This window comes from Vibrio sp. Vb0937, assembly GCF_033338855.1.
The window spans coordinates 22,870-41,716 of the sequence record NZ_JAWOTK010000028.1 but is presented as its reverse complement, the minus strand read 5'-3'; the positions used below and the strand labels follow the sequence as shown (position 1 = coordinate 41,716).

Genomic DNA, 18,847 nt, shown 5'->3' with positions numbered 1-18,847 from the left:
ACCTAGCGCTGCACTGATAAATAGTGGAAGCAATTTTTTCATTTTCTATTCCCGCGGTCCATAGATTGGTTAATTCTCAGTAGTTTAACTCAATTTGCACGATATTTACTCTAAAGTTTGCACTTTTTTACACGTAATTATCCACTTGTGCAATAAATTTTTAGCAAAGACTTAAATTAATTTGTAACTATTATACAAAAAGTTGAGCCAAGTCCTTTGAGCAAGCGAATAACAATGAGTAAACTACAGGATTCACTCAGAGAGGTGTTGAATGCAACAGCGTGACAAACAACAACAAGATTTTACTTCGCGAGATGTAAAAGTCATCTCGAAAGAAACCTTATTTGAAGGTTTTTTCAAAATGGTGAAATACCGCTTTCAGCATAGGCTATTTGCTGGTGGTTGGAGTGGAGTTGTCGAACGAGAAATGTTCGAGCGTGGTCACGCAGCAGCGATGCTTCCTTATGATCCCAATACGGACCAGGTCGTAATCATTGAACAGATTCGTATTGGCGCGTTGGAACATGAGCACCCTTGGCAGCTAGAAATTGTCGCCGGTATGATTGACCGCGATGAATCTGCTGAAGCCGTAATTCGTCGAGAGGCTGTCGAAGAAGCGGGGATTCAGGTGGGGCGAGTTATACCTGTCACTTCTTATTATCCTTCGGCTGGTGGTTGCTCGGAAAAGCTAGACGTCTTTGTTGGTGAAGTGGATGCGTCTAAAGCGCACGGCATTCATGGTTTAGACTATGAGAATGAAGACATCCGAGTTCATGTCATGAGTCGTGAAACGGCGTATCAATGGGTGAAGGACGGAAAATTTGAAAATGGTGCGTCGATTATTGCGTTGCAATGGCTGCAATTACACCATCAAGAGTTAAAGTCAGAATGGGGACAATCCCAAACGGTGGAGAGTGAGTAATGGCACAATTGGCTGAAAAACAACAATATCATGTTGATTTAGCTGGTCTTATGAGAACGTATGAGACCAACTACGCTAAGTTGAACGCCTTATTGCCTGCTTCTGCCGAAGTTGGGGATGTACGTTGCTACCAAGCGGCGAACATGGTTTACCAATTGACCGTGAATGAAATCACAAAATACACCACAGTTGTTGAGATATGTCAGAGTGATGAAACGCCAGTGTTTCCTTTACCGACGATGTCTGTCAGGCTTTATCATGATGCGAGAGTAGCCGAAGTATGCTCAAGCGGAGAGTTCTCTCGCATAAAAGCTAAGTATGATTATCCCAATGACCAACTGATGCAGAAAGATGAAAAGCATCAATTAAACACATTCCTCGGTGAATGGCTGACGTTTTGTTTACGAAGTGGTATCAGTAGAACACCACTTGCCTTCAATTGATCGTCACGTCACTAAAGGAAAATAACAAATAACGATATAGTGGACGAATCAGGTTTTCATTTTGCAATCATCTAGTGACAGCATCAAACTTTTACAAATTACGGATACTCATCTGTTTGCTGCCGATGAGGGAAGTTTGCTAAGCGTAAAAACAGTCGATAGCTTTAATGCTGTTGTTGCTGATGTTTTACGCCGCAACGTGGCGTTTGATTACATTTTGGCGACGGGCGATATTTCCCAAGACCATAGTGCAGAATCTTATCAGCGCTTTGCCAACGGCATTGAACCGCTAGAGAAAGACTGTTTTTGGCTACCTGGTAATCATGATTACAAGCCTAATATGGGCAGTGTTTTGCCTTCGCCACAAATCAAAGCCGCAGAGCATGTGTTGCTTGGCGAGCATTGGCAGTTAATTCTTTTAGACTCGCAAGTGGTTGGCGTTCCTCATGGGCGCTTGAGTGATCAGCAATTAACGCTACTCGAAGAAAAGCTAGCCGAACACCCAGAAAGACACACACTTGTTTTGTTGCATCATCACCCGTTACTGGTGGGAAGCGCGTGGCTTGATCAACATACTTTAAAAGATGCCGAAGCGTTTTGGCAGGTTGTCGAGCGTTTTGATAACGTGAAAGGCATTCTCTGTGGTCATGTTCATCAAGATATGAATGTGCTTCACAAGGGCATTCGAGTGATGGCAACACCCTCAACTTGTGTTCAGTTTAAGCCTAACTCGGATGATTTTGCCCTTGATACCACTTCGCCTGGTTGGCGGGAGCTGCAACTACACGCTTGTGGCGATATTACGACCCAAGTAGGTCGGCTTCCTGATGGCCAGTTCCAACCAGACTTCTCTTCTAACGGCTACTAACGCGCCCGAGCTCTCTGTTCGGGCTCGCTTTTTTGTGCGAGATATCTATGAGTAAACCTTCACTTCTTCTCTATATCCATGGCTTTAATAGCTCTCCACTCTCCATGAAAGCGAATGTGATGAGAGCCTACTGCGAGCAACATAGGTCTGATATCAAGGTGATTGTTCCCCAGTTACCTTGTTACCCTCAGCAAGCGGCGAAAATGTTGTTGGATATTATCGAGCAATATAAAGACGACTATAAAATTGGTCTAGTGGGCAGTTCATTAGGCGGTTTTATGTCAACGTGGCTAAATGACAAGTTTGGGTTTAAAGCGGTAGTGGTCAACCCCGCAGTCAAGCCTTATGAGTTGCTAGTAGATTATTTGGGTAAGCAAACTAACCCATATACGCATGAAACCTATACACTTGAAGCTTGTCATATTGACGAGTTAAAAGCTCTTGATGTACAAAGCATCGCGTCGCCACATTCTTTTTGGTTATTGCAACAAACAGAAGATGAGGTTTTAGACTATCGACAAGCGGTAGATAAGTTTGCAGACGCTAAGCAAACAGTAGAACAAGGCGGTGATCACAGTTTTGTAGGCTTTGAGCGTTATCCTGCACAGATTATCGAATTTCTAGAACTGTAATTCGAAAGCGATTGGAAAAGGCTCATAGTTTTTATTGATATATCCAACCGTTTCTTGACATGGGCGGTATGCTTTCCGACTATGTTTTGCCAAAAGATCTTAAGGGTCGAGGACCCTGGCTACTTTGTTATGCATCATGTTTACAAACTCTTAGTGATGTGAACAGGGTGGCTTTTTCGTTTCCTGAGTATGGGTACGCCCATTGGTGATACTCAGGCAACAAGTAAACTTTGAGAATAATTCCGTATTATGACTGAACAATATAATGCTGGTGCCATTGAAGTACTGAATGGCTTAGAGCCAGTACGTCGCCGACCAGGGATGTATACGGATACAGCGCGCCCAAACCATTTGGGCCAAGAAGTTATCGACAACAGTGTCGATGAAGCGCTAGCCGGACATGCCTCAAAAGTACAAGTCATCCTACATGCTGACCAATCACTCGAAGTGATCGATGATGGTCGAGGCATGCCTGTTGATATCCACCCAGAAGAGAAAGTATCAGGCGTAGAGCTAATTCTATGTAAGCTACATGCGGGTGGTAAGTTCTCTAACAAAAACTACCAATTCTCTGGTGGTTTGCACGGGGTAGGTATATCTGTAGTAAACGCGTTGTCAAAACGCGTTGAAGTAACAGTTCGTCGTGATGGTCAAGTGTATGAAATTGCATTTGAACACGGCGAGAAAGTGTCTGATCTGACCGTAACTGGCACATGTGGTCGTCGCAATCGCGGTACCAGCGTACATTTCTGGCCTGATGCGAAGTACTTCGATTCGGCTAACTTCTCTGTGACGCGCCTAGTCAACAACCTGCGCGCAAAAGCGGTTTTGTGTCCGGGCTTAGAAATCACATTAACCGACAAAGTTAATGGCAAAGACTATAAGTGGTACTACGAAGATGGTTTGAAAGACTATCTTGCGGAAGGTGTAAAAGGCTATCCAGTTATTCCTGAAGAACCATTTACTGGTGAGTTCTTGGCGGATACTGAAGCGGCAAACTGGGCGGTAATTTGGCAGCCAGAAGGCGGTGAGATGATCACCGAAAGCTACGTTAACCTGATCCCAACCGCTCAAGGTGGTACACACGTTAATGGTTTACGCCAAGGCTTGTTGGAAGCGATGCGCGAATTCTGTGAGTTCCGTAATCTATTACCTCGTGGTGTGAAGCTAACGGGTGATGACGTTTTCGACCGCTGTTCTTACGTGCTGTCGGTTAAAATTCAAGATCCACAATTTGCAGGCCAGACCAAGGAACGTCTCTCTTCTCGTCAAACCGCGGCATTTGTCTCTGGCGTAGTCAAAGATGCGTTCAGTCTTTGGCTGAACGAAAAGCCTCAGCTCGCAGAGCAATTGGCAGAAGTCTGTATCGCTAACGCGCACCGTCGTATGAGAGCGGCGAAAAAAGTCGTACGTAAGAAAGTGGCGTCCGGCCCGGCACTGCCAGGTAAGTTGACCGACTGTTCTGCACAGGACTTAAGTCGCACGGAAATCTTCTTTGTGGAGGGTGACTCTGCGGGTGGCTCGGCAAAACAGGCACGTGACCGTGAATTCCAAGCTGTGATGCCACTGCGTGGTAAGATCTTGAACACGTGGGAAGTCTCTGCCGATCAAGTTCTTGCGTCTCAAGAAGTACACGATATCTCTGTTGCTTTGGGTATTGACCCAGATAGCGACAACCTGGAGAGTCTTCGTTACGGTAAGATCTGTATCCTTGCCGATGCGGACTCGGATGGTCTTCACATCGCAACGCTGCTTTGTGCTCTATTTACTCGTCACTTCCGCGCACTAGTGGAAGCGGGTCATATCTATGTGGCGATGCCGCCTCTGTATCGAATCGACTGCGGGAAAGAAGTGTTCTACGCCCTCGATGACGATGAAAAAGATGGCATTTTAGAGCGCTTGTCGAAGAAGAAAGCCAAAATCAACGTGCAACGATTCAAAGGTCTGGGTGAGATGAACCCACTTCAGTTGCGTGAAACCACCATGGATCCGAACACGCGTCGCTTAGTGCAGTTAACCATTGACGACTCTACGGCGACCATGGAAATGATGGACATGCTGCTAGGTAAAAAGCGTGCAGATGACCGTCGTTCTTGGCTACAAAACAACGGCGACTTGGCAGAGGTGTAACGGATGTCTACAGAAATTACCTACGATGGCGTCGAACAATTGCCAATGCGCAAGTTCACTGAAGACGCTTATCTGAACTACTCGATGTACGTAATCATGGACCGCGCCTTGCCATACATTGGTGATGGCTTAAAGCCGGTTCAACGACGCATCATTTATGCGATGTCAGAGCTTGGTCTCTCTGCATCAGCAAAATACAAAAAATCTGCACGTACCGTTGGTGACGTGCTAGGTAAATACCATCCGCACGGTGATTCAGCGTGTTACGAAGCGATGGTATTGATGGCTCAGCCATTCTCTTACCGCTATCCATTAGTGGATGGTCAAGGTAACTGGGGTGCGCCAGATGATCCGAAATCATTTGCGGCAATGCGTTATACCGAAGCAAAACTGTCTAAGTTTGCTGAAGTATTGCTTGGCGAACTTGGCCAGGGCACGGTTGAATGGCAACCTAACTTTGATGGCACAATGAAAGAGCCACAAATGTTGCCAGCACGTCTGCCTCATATCCTGCTTAACGGTGTAACCGGCATTGCCGTTGGTATGGCAACAGACATCCCACCGCACAACGTTCGTGAAATCGCAGATGCGACTATTCATTTGATCGACAACCCGAAAGCAGAACTGCCGGACGTGATGCAGTATGTCAAAGGTCCAGATTACCCAACAGAAGCAGAAATTATCTCGCCGCAAGCGGATATCGAGAAGATTTACCGCAACGGTCGTGGCAGCATCAAAATGCGCGCGGTTTGGCATAAAGAAGGTTCTGATATTGTTATCACTTCTTTGCCTCACCAAGTATCGGGTGCCAAACTGCTTGAGCAAATCGCTAACCAGATGCGTGCGAAAAAGCTGCCAATGGTTGACGATCTTCGTGACGAATCGGATCACGAGAACCCAACGCGTATCGTTGTGGTGCCTAAGTCAAACCGCGTCGATTGTAATTTGTTGATGAACCACTTGTTCGCATCAACGGATCTTGAGCGCAGTTACCGCGTTAACTTGAACATGATTGGTTTGGATAACCGTCCTCAAGTTAAAGGTCTGGTGCAAATTCTGTCTGAGTGGATCGAGTTCCGTCGTACGACTGTGCGTCGTCGTCTACAACACCGCCTAGACAAAGTAATGGCTCGTCTACACATCTTGGAAGGTTTGTTAGTTGCTTACCTCAACCTAGATGAAGTGATTGAGATCATCCGTACTGAAGACGATCCAAAAGCGGTGCTGATGGAACGCTTTGGTATTACCGATATCCAAGCGGATGCAATTTTAGATACCAAACTTCGTCATCTAGCAAAACTAGAAGAGATGAAGATCCGTGGTGAGCAAGACGAGCTAGAGAAAGAGCGTGAGAAGCTAGAACAGCTACTCGGTTCTGAGCGTCGTCTGAACACACTACTGAAAAAAGAAATCAAAGCAGACGCAGAGAAATACGGTGATGACCGTCGCTCTCCAATGGTTGAGCGTGCAGAAGCAAAAGCGCTGACTGAACGTGACCTCGTACCAAGTGAGCCAATCACGGTTGTGCTTTCTGAGAAAGGTTGGATTCGTCACGCGAAAGGCCATGACGTGGATGCCGAAGGCTTAAACTATAAGTCGGGTGATAAGTATTTAGCGCATGCTCGAGGTAAGAGTAATCAGCCTGCGGTATTCCTAGGTAGTGACGGTCGAAGTTACTCTCTGGAATCGCACTCACTGCCTTCTGCTCGTAGTCAAGGTGAGCCGATTACCGGTCGCTTGAATATTACGGCTGGTAGCAGTATTCGCCAAGTCATCATGAGTGAAGAAGAGCAGCTGTGGCTGGTGGGCTCAGATGCAGGTTACGGCTTTGTATGTAAAGGCGCGGACTTGCTGTCTAAAAACCGCAGTGGTAAAGCGCTCGTCACTTTACCTGCCAACTCTGAGATCATGACGCCAAAAGAGATTGAAGATTTAGACTCTGATGAAATCTTAGCAATCACTAACCAAGGTCGCATGCTGCTGTTCCCAATCAAAGACTTGCCACAACTGGCGAAAGGTAAAGGGAATAAGATCATCAACATTCCTGCTGCTAAAGCAAAAGAGCGAGAAGAAGTACTATCTCACTTAATGTCTTTACCAAAAGGTGCATCGTTAACGCTGTACGCGGGTAAGCGAAAGTTGGGTCTTAAACCGTCTGACCTTGATAACTTCCGTGGCGAACGTGGTCGCCGAGGTGGGTTATTACCGAGAGGTTTGCAGCGAGTCACTCGCATTGAAGTTGAGCTGGATGATTCCGATACGACGGAAACACCGAGCGATAGCGAGTAACGCACAAATAAAAATCCCAGCCAATGGCTGGGATTTTTTATGCTTCTTGCTTGTCTTCAGCAATGGTGACTTTCAAGGTCATCTCTTTTCCTTTGCGAATGATACCGACGTCCACGGTGGTGCCAGGACGTAAATCGGTGACGATATCCATAACGCTCTGACGCCCCTGAACCTTATTGCCATCAATACTGATAATGATATCTTGTTTTTGAAAGCCAGCCGCATTGGCTGGGCCATTTGGATCAATACCAAGTACGACAATACCACCTATGTGTTCATTTCCAAGTAGGCGAGCAGTGACCGCATTAATGTCTTGGCCGTCGATTCCAATATAACCACGAATCACGCGGCCATCAGCGATGATTTTCTGCATGATCTTACTGGCTAGCGGCGCAGGGATCGCAAAAGAAATACCGTAAGTTTCTAAGTCTGTCGCTTGCTGAAAAGAGGCGGTGTTAATGCCGACGAGCTCGCCTTGTGTGTTCACTAGGGCTCCACCAGAATTACCTTCATTGATGGCGGCATCGGTTTGAATGAATGCTTGACGACCATCGCTAATAGATGAACGACCTGTGGCAGAAATAATGCCGAACGTTGTGGTTTGTCCAAGGTTGTATGGGTTACCGATGGCTAGTACTACATCGCCCACTTGTGGTTTGTAATTAGAGTTCAGAGGGATTACGGGCAAATTCGAACCTTCGACACGCAGCACGGCTATATCAGTACGTTTATCTGTCCCTACGAGCTGAGCCGCTGCGGCTCTGCCGTCTTGTAATGCCACAACAATTTGATCAGCTTGAGCAACCACATGATAGTTAGTAATGATGTAGCCTTTCTCACTAACAATGACACCTGACCCCAGACCTTGAGTCGAGAGTTTACTGCGATCATTCTCAACATACTTACGGCTGTAGATGTTTACCACTGCAGGCGCTGCTCTTCGGACCGCTTGATTAAACGTCAACTCGACTGATGCGATATTAACAGGTTGAGGATCAAGCGCGGCAGGAATTACGTTGTTGCGCAAAGATGGAACCGCCAGTAATACCACTGCGGCAGTAGCCAAGCCTAAAAAGACAGAACGTAATAAAAAGCTGAGCATATCCTCTCCATGCGTGAGCGCCAAAATGGCATCGAAGATGAAGAATAGCATTACATTGAAAAATAACAAAAGGGCAGCACGTCATCGCGCTGCCCTTTTCATTAGTTATTGAGCGATAAGGAAAAGTGATCGAGCCTTATCACTCAGTACTATGCATCGAAAACCTTATTTCCTATCACTTCGAAAGTGGTTAACGAATGACAAGATAAATAGTACGTTCACCACGTTGAATATTAAGAGCCAGTACACCTTTGTGTTTCTCTACGATTGTACGAAGCTCGGCAAGGTTTTTCACTCGTTGACGGTTCACACCGATAATAATGTCACCTTGTTGTAATTGATATTGAGCAGCCGGAGAGTTATCTGCAACGCTCGATACTTTAACACCTTGGATTACATCACTTGGTGTTGTATTGCTTAACTCCGCACCTTTGAGTCCCTCATGTAATGTCTCCGCTTTAGCTTTCATATTCGTAGATTCGCCAAGCGTTACATCAAAGGTTTTATTCTTACCATCTCGAACCACACCTAATGTGATTTCTTTACCTGCGCCCAGTGTTGCCACTTTTGCGCGGAGCTCTGAGAAAGTATTAATCGCTTTGCCGTTCACCGATACAATTACGTCACCGGCTTTTAACCCTGCTTTATCGGCTGCGCTGTCCGGTACGACTTGACCAATAAAGGCCCCTTTACTTGACTCGTAACCCAATGCATCAGCTAGCTCAGAGGTTACTTCGCCACCTTGCACACCCAACATGCCGCGTTTGACTTCACCAAACTCTAGAATTTGATCAGTGAGGTTTTTCATCATGTTTGATGGAATCGCAAAGCCAATACCCACATTACCGCCGTTAGGGCCTAAAATCGCAGTATTAATACCGATCAGCTCACCATTAAGGTTGACCAATGCACCACCAGAGTTACCGCTGTTAATTGCGGCATCGGTTTGGATGAAGTTTTCGAAGTTTTCAACGTTTAAGCCACTACGACCAAGGGCTGAAACAATACCCGAAGTCACAGTTTGACCGAGTCCAAATGGGTTACCAATCGCAACCGTAAAGTCACCGACACGCAGTTTGTCGGAATCCGCGACTTTAATCTGCGTTAAGTTTTTCGCTTTCTCTAATTTAAGTAACGCAACATCGGCCATTTCATCACCGCCAACGAGCGTAGCGTCATACTCGCGCCCGTCAAAGAGGCGAACTCGAATCTCATCTGCGCCCTTGATCACATGGTAGTTAGTGACAATATGGCCTTTCTTCGCATCAATAATGACACCAGACCCTAAACCTCTGAACGGGCGCTCTCGCCTTTGTTCCATAGGAAAGTCTGGGCCAAAGAAAAATTGAAATTGCTCGGGAATGCGGCTGGTTTGTACTTGTTTACCTTCTACAGCAATACTCACAACAGCTGGGGTCACCTTCTCAAGCATTGGTGCCAAGCTAGGTAACTGTTGGCCATCCACATTCAAAGGTAATGCGGCAGTGGCTTGAACTGGGGCAATAATCGAACCCAAACTCAGAGATAGAACGGTGAGCGCAAGCAGTGGTTTTTTCATCCAATAACTCCTCTTGAAACATGTCTGCCAAAAAGAAATATCCGAACGGTTAGTTCACTTTGTTAATAACTAATATAGGGTCTAGTTCGGACAATCAAAAGGGGAGGCAGTGCACACCCAAGTTAGAGCGAGGGTGAGGGGAAAAAGTTCAAAAAAGGGCCGATACAAATGTATCGGCCCTAGATAGAAGTAAGAGAGGATTATGATGCTTTTGCGGTTACCGCTTCGGGAGCATTAATGATTTCTTTCTCTTGATCCTTCAAAAGACCGGTGGCGCCATTAGCGTAGTCTTTTGGTTGTTCGTTAAACTCTGGTTGATCTTCTGCAATGGTTTCAGACGACATTGCCGTTTTCTTATCAAACGGGTTGTCTTGTTCTGGTAAGTTTGGCAAAAGCTCAGAAGAGGTCTTGGCCATATGTTGGTATAGCTTGGTGTAATCTTTACCTAGGGTGTCCAACATTTCTGCGGTTTGTGCAAAGTGATCGACGAGCTCTTGACGTTGTTGCTCTAATTCAAACTTGGCCGCTTCAAGTTCTTTCTGCACAGACTTTTGTTTCTTGTATTCAGGGGTGGTTAGTCTACTAATGACTACGCCTACGATTGTACCGACCAGCAAACCCACAATGGCATAAATCCAAGGCATAACTGCTCCTTATAGTTGTTTTAACAAGTCTTTTACTACTTAGTTACACGCGGTGCTCGTCCATGTTACTATGGCTTGAACAGCCGATAAAGAAAAATAGCAGTATGTCTTCGGGGACTGATAACTACTTCTCTCTATTCTCAAAGTTGACCCCGAGGTAACCCTTTTCTCTATACCTCTATACGACTTAATACGATGACACCACTACAACAATATCAAAAAGACATAGCAGAACACGGGTTTCAGCGTGATGAAGCTCAGTATCAAGCGGTCGTTGCATTAGACAAGCTTTACCATGCTATCGTTGAATTTCAGTCAGCGCCTGTTCCTCAGCTTTCCAAATGGCAAAAGCTAATGGGGAAAAAAATCGACAAGCCTGAACCACCAAAAGGTCTTTACTTTTGGGGTGGGGTAGGTCGCGGTAAAACCTACCTTATGGACGCATTTTTTGATGCTTTACCGACCCAAAGAAAAATGCGCGTCCACTTCCATCGATTTATGTATCGAGTACATGATGAGTTGAAGCTGTTAGGTGATGTCGAAAATCCGCTATCAAAAGTGGCGGATAAATTTAAAGAAGAAGCCGATGTGGTTTGCTTTGATGAATTTTTTGTTTCCGACATTACTGATGCGATGATCCTTGCAACGCTACTTCAAGAAATGTTCAAGCGGCAGATGATCCTAGTCGCGACTTCAAACATTGAGCCGCAGAACTTATATCGTAACGGTTTGCAAAGAGCGCGCTTTTTGCCCGCGATCGATATGATTTTGGCACGTTGTGAAGTGTTGAATGTCGATAGTGGCGTTGATTATCGCTTAAGAACGTTAGAACAGGCTGAAATATACCATTACCCGCTTGATGAGCAGGCTAGCATAAACCTTAACAAATATTATCAGCAGCTGACTGGAGAGCGTCAGTTTGTTGCTCATCAAATCGAAGTTAACCACCGTCAACTAGCGGTGATTGAAGCAAGCGATGGGGTGCTGCATGCGTCGTTTGCTCAGTTGTGTCAAACTGCTCGCAGTCAAAATGACTACATTGAATTGTCTCGTATTTACCACACGGTATTACTGGCAGATGTTCAACAAATGAACCGAAAAATAGATGATGCGGCGAGACGCTTTATCGCGCTGGTCGATGAGTTTTACGAGCGCAATGTTAAGTTGATTATTTCTGCTGAAGTGCCAATGGCCGATTTATATGCTGACGGGCAGTTAGAGTTCGAATTTAAGCGCTGTTTGTCTCGGCTTACTGAGATGCAAAGTCATGAGTATCTCGCGCGTGAACATTTGGCCTAGATCCAATGGGTTCTTAAAAAAGTGAAGAAAAAATTAGTGATTTGGCGCAAAAAAAGGTGATTTTTTCTTCGCTCTTCTCTATAATCCTGCGACCCACCGTTACTGCAGACCTGATTATCGAAGTTATTTCGAAATTGAAGGTCGAGAGTACCAACGACTCGAAGGGGTGATGACTGGGCTCTTAGACAGTGTGGGAGCACTATTGGGTGTTCCTTTAAAGTTTAAAATTTAATTAACGGGTTATTGTTAGCATGAAAACTTTCGTTGCTAAACCAGAAACTGTAAAACGCGACTGGTACGTTGTAGACGCTGAAGGTAAAACTCTTGGCCGTCTAGCAAGTGAAATTGCATCTCGCCTACGTGGCAAACATAAAGCTGAATACACTCCTCACGTTGACACTGGTGATTACATCATCGTTATCAACGCTGAGAAAGTTGCTGTAACTGGTAACAAAGCTAAGAACAAAGTGTACTACCGTCACTCTGAATTCCCAGGTGGTCTAAAATCTATCACTTTTGAAAAGTTGATCGATCGTAAACCTGAGATGGCTCTTGAGCTTGCAGTTAAAGGCATGCTTCCACGTGGTCCTCTAGGCCGTGCTATGTACCGTAAGCTAAAAGTTTACGCGGGCGCTGAGCACAACCATGTTGCTCAACAACCACAAGTACTAGACATCTAATTGGGGATTTCGAAAATGGCAGAGAATCAATACTACGGCACTGGCCGTCGCAAAAGCTCAGCTGCACGTGTTTTCATTAAACCAGGCAGCGGTAACATTGTAGTAAACAAGCGTAACCTTGACGAATACTTCGGTCGTCCAACAGCACGTATGGTTGTACAACAACCTCTAGAGCTAGTTGAACTAACTGAAAAGCTAGACCTTTACGTAACAGTTAAAGGCGGCGGTATTTCTGGTCAAGCTGGTGCTATCCGTCACGGTATCACTCGCGCGCTTATGGAATACGATGAGTCTCTACGTCCTGCTCTACGCGCAGCTGGCTACGTTACTCGTGACGCTCGTTGCGTTGAACGTAAGAAAGTTGGTCTACGTAAAGCACGTCGTCGTCCACAGTTCTCTAAGCGTTAATTTCCTCTTATCGGGAATTATGCTTTCAGAGTTACTCTGGAAACTGTGTACCAAAAGCTCGGCTCTATGCCGGGCTTTTTTGTATTTAAAGACATCATACTTGTCTTCAAGCAACGAACAGCCTTCACTTATCATCACACTCCGAGCAGGCCTTCTTATTCGTCCTCTTCGTCGAAAGGTTGTCAGTGCCGTTTTATATGTGTGCCTTATTTAATCGCGACTCACCACGCTTTCTCTTGCGATGCAGCATAGATGTATTCATCAGCAGGAATGTCTTCGTATCTTATTCTTCCTGTAACATGTTTTAAAATGACTTACGTTCCTTTTTGAGCATTCTGCGTGCTACAAAATTGAAAATATAAACACAGTAAGCTGAACGCGTAATACGAAATATTTCTCTGTGTAATTAACTGAAAACTACCAAGATAAAAGGTTTTATCCGCTTTCAGCGGGGCTTCTATGTGGTGCTTTCTTGTTACAAATCACATCAATTTTTTATAATTCTGCCGCTTTTGTGACGACGCGAGCGATTTGCCTCACAAATGTTACAAAAAGGTAGCTTTATCTTGTCAAAAAGTAGGGTTTTCTTTATCATTTCCCTCCAATAAATAGAACTAAATTCATTATTTGTTAGCCATGCTCTTATAAGCGGAATAATAACGATCCAAAGGGAGCAAATGGGAGAATGTTTGGATGAGCAACGCGCCTTTAAATAACGGTCGCAGGCGTTTTCTAACCGCTACAACGGCAGTTGTTGGTGGGTTAGGGGCAGTCGCCGTCGCCGTGCCTTTTATCAAATCATGGAATCCGAGTGCTAAAGCCAAAGCGGCGGGCGCACCGGTGGAAGTGGATATAAGTAAAATTGAACCAGGTCAGCTGGTTCGTGTTGAGTGGCAGGGAAAACCTGTATGGATTGTTCGCCGCACTCAAAGCGTTCTGGATAACTTAAAATCGATCGGTGATAAGCTTCGCGATCCACAATCTGAAATGGAGCAGCAGCCTGAGTACGCTCAGAATGAGTTTCGTTCGATTAAGGAAGAGTTTTTCGTCGCAGTTGGTTTCTGTACCCACTTAGGTTGTTCACCAACCTATCTACCTGACTCTTTCTCAGAGCAGGTGCAGGGCGTAAGATCTGGCTTCTTCTGTCCTTGTCATGGTTCTAAGTTCGACATGGCTGGTCGAGTGTTCCAAGGAGTACCTGCTCCGTTGAACCTTGTCGTTCCTAAGCACATGTATTTGAGCGATACCAAGCTCATTGTGGGTGTTGATGAGGGAGATGCATAATGCAAGCAATGTTAGATTGGGTTGAAAAGCGTATTCCTGCAATGAATGCTTATAAAAAGCATTTGTCTGAATACCCAATGCCTAAGAACTTCAACTTTTGGTACCTTTTCGGTTCTCTGGCGATGCTGGTTCTTGTTAACCAAATCCTAACGGGTATTTGGCTAACGATGAACTATGTTCCTTCAGGTGACGGTGCATTTGCGTCTATCGAATACATTATGCGTGATGTAGAGTACGGTTGGCTTCTGCGTTACATGCATTCCACTGGAGCGTCAGCGTTTTTCGTTGTTGTGTATCTTCACATGTTCCGTGGTTTGATCTACGGTTCATACCAAAAACCTCGTGAACTGTTGTGGATCTTCGGTATGTTGATCTTCCTAGTTCTCATGGCTGAAGCGTTCATGGGTTACCTACTTCCATGGGGTCAGATGTCATACTGGGGTGCGCAGGTAATCATTTCCCTGTTTGGTGCTATTCCTGTTATCGGTGATGACCTAACACTTTGGATTCGTGGTGACTACATCATCTCTGGTGCAACGCTAAACCGTTTCTTCGCACTACACGTTATTGCACTGCCTATCGTTTTGCTTCTTCTTGTTGTTCTGCACGTATTGGCGCTGCACGAAGTAGGCTCAAACAACCCGGATGGTATCGAAACTAAGCTGCCAAAAGGCTCAATGGGCGACGATTACAAAACGCAATTCAAGTTCCACGATTACTACACGAAGAAATATGACATCATTGATTCGATTCCTTTCCATCCGTACGGCACGGTTAAGGACTTGGTCGGTGTTGCTGGTTTCTTGTTCTTCTTCTGTTACGTGCTGTTCTTTAACCCAGAAATGGGTGGGTACTTCCTTGAGCCGCCTAACTTTGAAGCTGCAAACCCATTGAAGACACCAGAGCATATTGCTCCGGTATGGTACTTCACGCCGTTCTACGCAATCCTACGTGCGGTTCCAGACAAACTATTAGGTGTTATCCTAATGGGTGCGTCAATTGCAGTGCTGTTTGTTCTACCTTGGTTGGATCGTTGTAAAGTTCGTTCATACCGTTACCGTAGCAAACTTCATCTATTGAATATTGTACAGTTCACTATCGCCTTTATCGCTCTAGGTATTTTAGGTGCGTTACCAGCGACACCAACGTACACACTACTATCTCAGATCTTTAGCTTGTGTTACTTCATGTTCTTTGTGTTGCTGTTCTTCTACAGCAAAAATGAAGCAACCAAACCATTACCAGAGAGGGTGACATTCAAATGAAGAAGTGGATTGTAATTCTATTTGCTATGTTGCCATCACTAGCGATGGCAGCTGGGGCCAATGTTCCGCTGGATAAAGCGAATGTTGACCTTACGGATAAAGCTTCGCTACAAAACGGCGCGAAGTTGTTCATGAACTACTGTTTTGCTTGTCACTCTACGCAATACCAGCGTTACGAGCGTGTAGCAACAGACTTGGAAATTCCAACAGACTTAATGAAAGAAAACCTGATTTTCAATCCTGAAGCGAAAATCGGTGATCTAATGGTCAATGCTATGCCACCGAAGCAAGCGGCAAACTGGTTTGGTGCTCCACCACCAGATCTTACGTTGGTTGCACGAGTTCGTGGTGCTGATTGGTTATACACTTACTTACGCTCTTTCTATGTTGATCCATCTCGTCCATTCGGCGTGAACAACATCGTCTTCCCGAGTGTTGGTATGCCGCATGTGCTTGAAGAGCTACAGGGCATCCCGACGCCGATTTACGATACGAAAATCGTAGATGGCGAAGAAGTACAAGTTGTTGTTGGTACTGAAACCGATGGCACGGGTGAGCTGAGTGAAGGCGAATATGACAAAGCGGTTGGCGATCTCGTTAACTTCTTAGTTTATTCAGGTGACCCAGTGCAGCTTGAGCGTCATGCTCTAGGCTGGTGGGTAATGGGCTTCTTAGTGCTTCTAACCATCGTTGTTGTGATGCTCAAGAAAGAGTATTGGCGCGATGTGCATTAATTGTGCTAAAATACCGTGCTAATTCCCAATTTTAATTGATGTACAATGGAGGCTTAGCCTCCATTGTTTTTATTTGTAAGTGTACTGGAGGGCTCCATGGCTGTAGCTGCCAATAAACGTTCTGTGATGACTCTTTTCTCAAGTGCATCAGATTTGTATAGCCATCAGGTTCGCATTGTACTAGCTGAAAAAGGCGTAAGTGTTGAAGTTGAGCTTGTTGACGAAGCAAACCTTCCTGCTGAGCTTGTTGAGCTAAACCCATATAAATCAGTGCCAACTCTTGTTGACCGTGAGCTAGCTCTTTACGATTCAAAAATCATCATGGAGTACTTGGACGAGCGCTTTCCTCATCCACCTCTAATGCCGGTTTACCCTGTTGCTCGTGGCAACAGCCGCTTGATGATGTACCGTATCGAACGCAACTGGTATTCACTCGCTGAAAAAGTGATGAAAGGTAATGCGGAAGAATCAGAAAAAGCACGCACAAAGCTGCGTAATGATCTTCTGACGTTAGCGCCAATTTTTGCTGAATATGAGTACTTCATGAGCGAAGAATTCAGCTTGATCGATTGTTACCTAGCACCACTATTGTGGCGTTTGCCTCAACTTGGTATCGATCTTGTTGGCCCTGGTTCAAAAGAAATCAAGGTATACATGAACCGCGTATTTGAACGTGATTCGTTCCTTGCTTCTTTGACTGAAGCTGAACGTGAAATGCGCCTAGTTCGCTAAGCGATTTAAAACACGTTATGGATATTGCAAAAATGACTGCTCGCCGCCCGTATATGCTTCGCGCATTTTACGATTGGTTAGTAGACAATGACTTGACTCCTCACTTGGTTGTGGATGCAATAATGCCAGGGGTGCGTGTCCCGGTTGAATTTATTCAAGATGGTCAAATTATTTTGAATATTGCGCCACGTGCAGTGGGTAATCTTGAGTTAGGTAATGATGCGATTACCTTCCATGCTCGCTTTAGCGGTCGTCCGCACTCAGTGATCGTGCCTGTGTATGCTGTTCAAGCTATTTATGCACGTGAGAATGGTGCTGGTACTATGTTTGAACCAGAAGAAGCGTACACTCACATCGAAGAAGAAGCGATGACCGAGGAAGAATCATCCCCATCGTTCACAACGGTTAGCGATGAGCCTTCTGAGTTAGTTTCTGATTCAGATGCCGAAGAGGACGATGCTCCTCGACCAAAAGGCAAACCAAGCTTAAGAGTGATTAAATAATAAAAAAGCAGCGTAACGCTGCTTTTTTCTTTTTAACTTGTTGAAGATGATTTCAAGCCAGACTTTGGAAATTACTCACTAATCGTAAAGACTTCGACGTTCTCTTCACTTTCTGTACTTGCCTCACTTTCTATTGTTTGTACACCGTCACTCGGTAAGTCTACTTCAACAGGCTCCATTTCGCCGTATTGGAACCCTTTAATGACTTGTTTTACGCCTGAGATATTACGCGCGATTTCTGTCGCTCGATCGCCTTGCTCTGGCGTGACATAACCGAACAGAAAAACGTCGCCATCTTCGGTGATCACTTTAACCTTAACACCATTAAGCTCAGAATCAGTAAGCAAAGCTGACTTTACTTTGGTTGTGATCCAGCTGTCATTGCTAATCTGGGTAACAGTGAGTGGCTCTTTTTGTTTGATTTGATTGTGTATGACTTTTACACCACTAACTTCTCGAGCCCTTCGCTCTAAAGCAAGGATAACGTCTTGTGTCGGAGCTTGTCCCATAAGGACTACAGTCCCATTATATGAACTGGCAACGACACGAACTTCACCTTTAAACGGTGCTTTATTGCCGATCGCCGCAACTTCGAATTCGATGTTATTGTCCTGCCAGATTTGTTTTGTCGTGCGTGTGTCCGTGACAATATTCGCTGTGGTTGCTGCACCTGCGATAAACAAACCTGCGCAACCACTTAAACTCAATGCTGTTAATAAGATAACAAGGCTACGTATCATAATTCTGACTCTCAGTCTTGGTTACTCTTCGTGAGCAGGGAAAAGCACCTGGTCAATAAGATCACAAAGGCAATGGAGTGTTACCATATGTACTTCGTGAATACGTGCAGTGCGGTGTGATGGAATACGAATTTCGACGTCGTTCTCACCTAGCAGTCCTGCCATCTCTCCGCCATCTTTTCCTGTGAGCGCGATAATCGTCATGTCTCGAGTTACGGCTGCTTCCATCGCTTTGATAATATTTTTACTGTTACCGCTAGTCGACATGGCAAGCAAAATGTCGCCTGGTTGACCAAACGCTCGTACCTGTTTTGAGAAGATTTCCTGGTAGTGGTAATCGTTGGCCACTGCGGTTAGGGTAGTATTATCGGCGGTTAAGGCCATTGCTGGTAGGCTAGGGCGCTCAGTTTCAAAACGGTTTAAAAGACAAGAAACAAATTGTTGAGCGTTTGAAGCACTGCCGCCATTACCACAACATAAAATTTTATTGCCATTAAGCAGGCTCGACACCATCGCTTGAGCTGCATGAGTAATGGCATCAGGCAGCGCCTCTGCTGCTGCGATTTGAATTTGAATACTTTCTGTAAAGCTGTCTTTAATGCTGTCTAGCATCG

19 protein-coding genes are annotated in these 18,847 nt (G+C 45.2%); 14 read left to right on the top strand and 5 right to left on the bottom strand.

Annotated elements, in window-relative coordinates:
• Positions 1 to 271 precede the first annotated feature (271 nt).
• From nudF to parC, 6 genes are all read left to right on the top strand, one after another.
• Positions 272 to 922 (top strand): ADP-ribose diphosphatase, encoded by a 651-nt coding sequence (gene nudF, locus R7P67_RS20360; protein ID WP_258461151.1) that lies wholly within the window; start codon positions 272 to 274, stop codon positions 920 to 922.
• Positions 922 to 1,365 carry a DUF1249 family protein gene (locus R7P67_RS20355; protein WP_017633603.1) on the top strand — a complete coding sequence of 148 codons (444 nt, stop codon included), beginning with the start codon at positions 922 to 924 and terminating at the stop codon, positions 1,363 to 1,365. Before nudF ends, R7P67_RS20355 begins: the two co-directional genes overlap by 1 nt.
• A 61-nt stretch (positions 1,366 to 1,426) precedes the next feature.
• Positions 1,427 to 2,233: a 3',5'-cyclic-AMP phosphodiesterase gene (gene cpdA, locus R7P67_RS20350; RefSeq protein ID WP_005387419.1), complete on the top strand. Its 807-nt coding sequence runs from the start codon at positions 1,427 to 1,429 to the stop codon at positions 2,231 to 2,233.
• A gap of 47 nt (positions 2,234 to 2,280) precedes the next feature.
• Complete coding sequence (yqiA, locus tag R7P67_RS20345) at positions 2,281 to 2,865, top strand: esterase YqiA (protein WP_005379875.1); 585 nt, start codon at positions 2,281 to 2,283, stop codon at positions 2,863 to 2,865.
• Between the two features lie 249 nt (positions 2,866 to 3,114).
• Positions 3,115 to 4,995, top strand: coding sequence for a DNA topoisomerase IV subunit B (gene parE / locus R7P67_RS20340; RefSeq protein ID WP_005387417.1), 1,881 nt, complete (start codon positions 3,115 to 3,117; stop codon positions 4,993 to 4,995).
• Between the two features lie 3 nt (positions 4,996 to 4,998).
• Positions 4,999 to 7,284, top strand: a complete 2,286-nt coding sequence (parC, locus tag R7P67_RS20335; RefSeq protein WP_262652812.1) for a DNA topoisomerase IV subunit A — start codon at positions 4,999 to 5,001, stop codon at positions 7,282 to 7,284.
• A 37-nt stretch (positions 7,285 to 7,321) separates the two neighbouring features.
• Here the strand turns inward: parC and degS are convergent, their stop codons facing one another.
• From degS to zapG, 3 genes are all read right to left on the bottom strand, one after another.
• Positions 7,322 to 8,386 (bottom strand): outer membrane-stress sensor serine endopeptidase DegS, encoded by a 1,065-nt coding sequence (degS, locus tag R7P67_RS20330; RefSeq protein WP_017633606.1) that lies wholly within the window; start codon positions 8,384 to 8,386, stop codon positions 7,322 to 7,324.
• Between the two features lie 190 nt (positions 8,387 to 8,576).
• A complete protein-coding gene (locus R7P67_RS20325; RefSeq protein WP_025768400.1) occupies positions 8,577 to 9,944 on the bottom strand; it encodes a Do family serine endopeptidase in 1,368 nt (455 codons plus the stop codon).
• 200 nt (positions 9,945 to 10,144) lie between these two features.
• Positions 10,145 to 10,588 (bottom strand): Z-ring associated protein ZapG, encoded by a 444-nt coding sequence (gene zapG / locus R7P67_RS20320; protein WP_005379861.1) that lies wholly within the window; start codon positions 10,586 to 10,588, stop codon positions 10,145 to 10,147.
• A 195-nt stretch (positions 10,589 to 10,783) separates the two neighbouring features.
• On the opposite strand from zapG, the gene zapE reads away from it, so the two are divergent.
• From zapE to sspB, 8 genes are all read left to right on the top strand, one after another.
• Positions 10,784 to 11,887: a cell division protein ZapE gene (zapE, locus tag R7P67_RS20315; RefSeq protein ID WP_137281704.1), complete on the top strand. Its 1,104-nt coding sequence runs from the start codon at positions 10,784 to 10,786 to the stop codon at positions 11,885 to 11,887.
• Positions 11,888 to 12,138: 251 nt separating this feature from the next.
• Positions 12,139 to 12,567: a 50S ribosomal protein L13 gene (gene rplM / locus R7P67_RS20310; protein WP_005372872.1), complete on the top strand. Its 429-nt coding sequence runs from the start codon at positions 12,139 to 12,141 to the stop codon at positions 12,565 to 12,567.
• Positions 12,568 to 12,582: 15 nt separating this feature from the next.
• Positions 12,583 to 12,975 (top strand): 30S ribosomal protein S9, encoded by a 393-nt coding sequence (gene rpsI / locus R7P67_RS20305; RefSeq protein WP_005372876.1) that lies wholly within the window; start codon positions 12,583 to 12,585, stop codon positions 12,973 to 12,975.
• A 693-nt stretch (positions 12,976 to 13,668) separates the two neighbouring features.
• Complete coding sequence (gene petA, locus R7P67_RS20300; protein ID WP_005372877.1) at positions 13,669 to 14,259, top strand: ubiquinol-cytochrome c reductase iron-sulfur subunit; 591 nt, start codon at positions 13,669 to 13,671, stop codon at positions 14,257 to 14,259.
• Positions 14,259 to 15,524: a cytochrome b gene (locus R7P67_RS20295; RefSeq protein ID WP_005372880.1), complete on the top strand. Its 1,266-nt coding sequence runs from the start codon at positions 14,259 to 14,261 to the stop codon at positions 15,522 to 15,524. Before petA ends, R7P67_RS20295 begins: the two co-directional genes overlap by 1 nt.
• Complete coding sequence (locus R7P67_RS20290; RefSeq protein WP_005372881.1) at positions 15,521 to 16,258, top strand: cytochrome c1; 738 nt, start codon at positions 15,521 to 15,523, stop codon at positions 16,256 to 16,258. The genes R7P67_RS20295 and R7P67_RS20290 overlap by 4 nt, the downstream gene beginning before the upstream one ends.
• A 96-nt stretch (positions 16,259 to 16,354) precedes the next feature.
• Positions 16,355 to 16,990, top strand: a complete 636-nt coding sequence (gene sspA, locus R7P67_RS20285) for a stringent starvation protein SspA (RefSeq protein ID WP_005372897.1) — start codon at positions 16,355 to 16,357, stop codon at positions 16,988 to 16,990.
• Between the two features lie 17 nt (positions 16,991 to 17,007).
• Complete coding sequence (gene sspB, locus R7P67_RS20280; protein ID WP_262652810.1) at positions 17,008 to 17,493, top strand: ClpXP protease specificity-enhancing factor; 486 nt, start codon at positions 17,008 to 17,010, stop codon at positions 17,491 to 17,493.
• Between the two features lie 71 nt (positions 17,494 to 17,564).
• Here sspB and R7P67_RS20275 read toward each other — a convergent pair whose 3' ends face one another.
• Both R7P67_RS20275 and R7P67_RS20270 read right to left on the bottom strand, forming a co-directional pair.
• Entirely contained in the window at positions 17,565 to 18,233 is a 669-nt protein-coding gene (locus R7P67_RS20275) for a BON domain-containing protein (RefSeq protein WP_213868527.1), read from the bottom strand.
• A 21-nt stretch (positions 18,234 to 18,254) separates the two neighbouring features.
• Entirely contained in the window at positions 18,255 to 18,845 is a 591-nt protein-coding gene (locus R7P67_RS20270) for a phosphoheptose isomerase (protein ID WP_005372901.1), read from the bottom strand.
• Between the last annotated feature and the right edge of the window lie 2 nt (positions 18,846 to 18,847).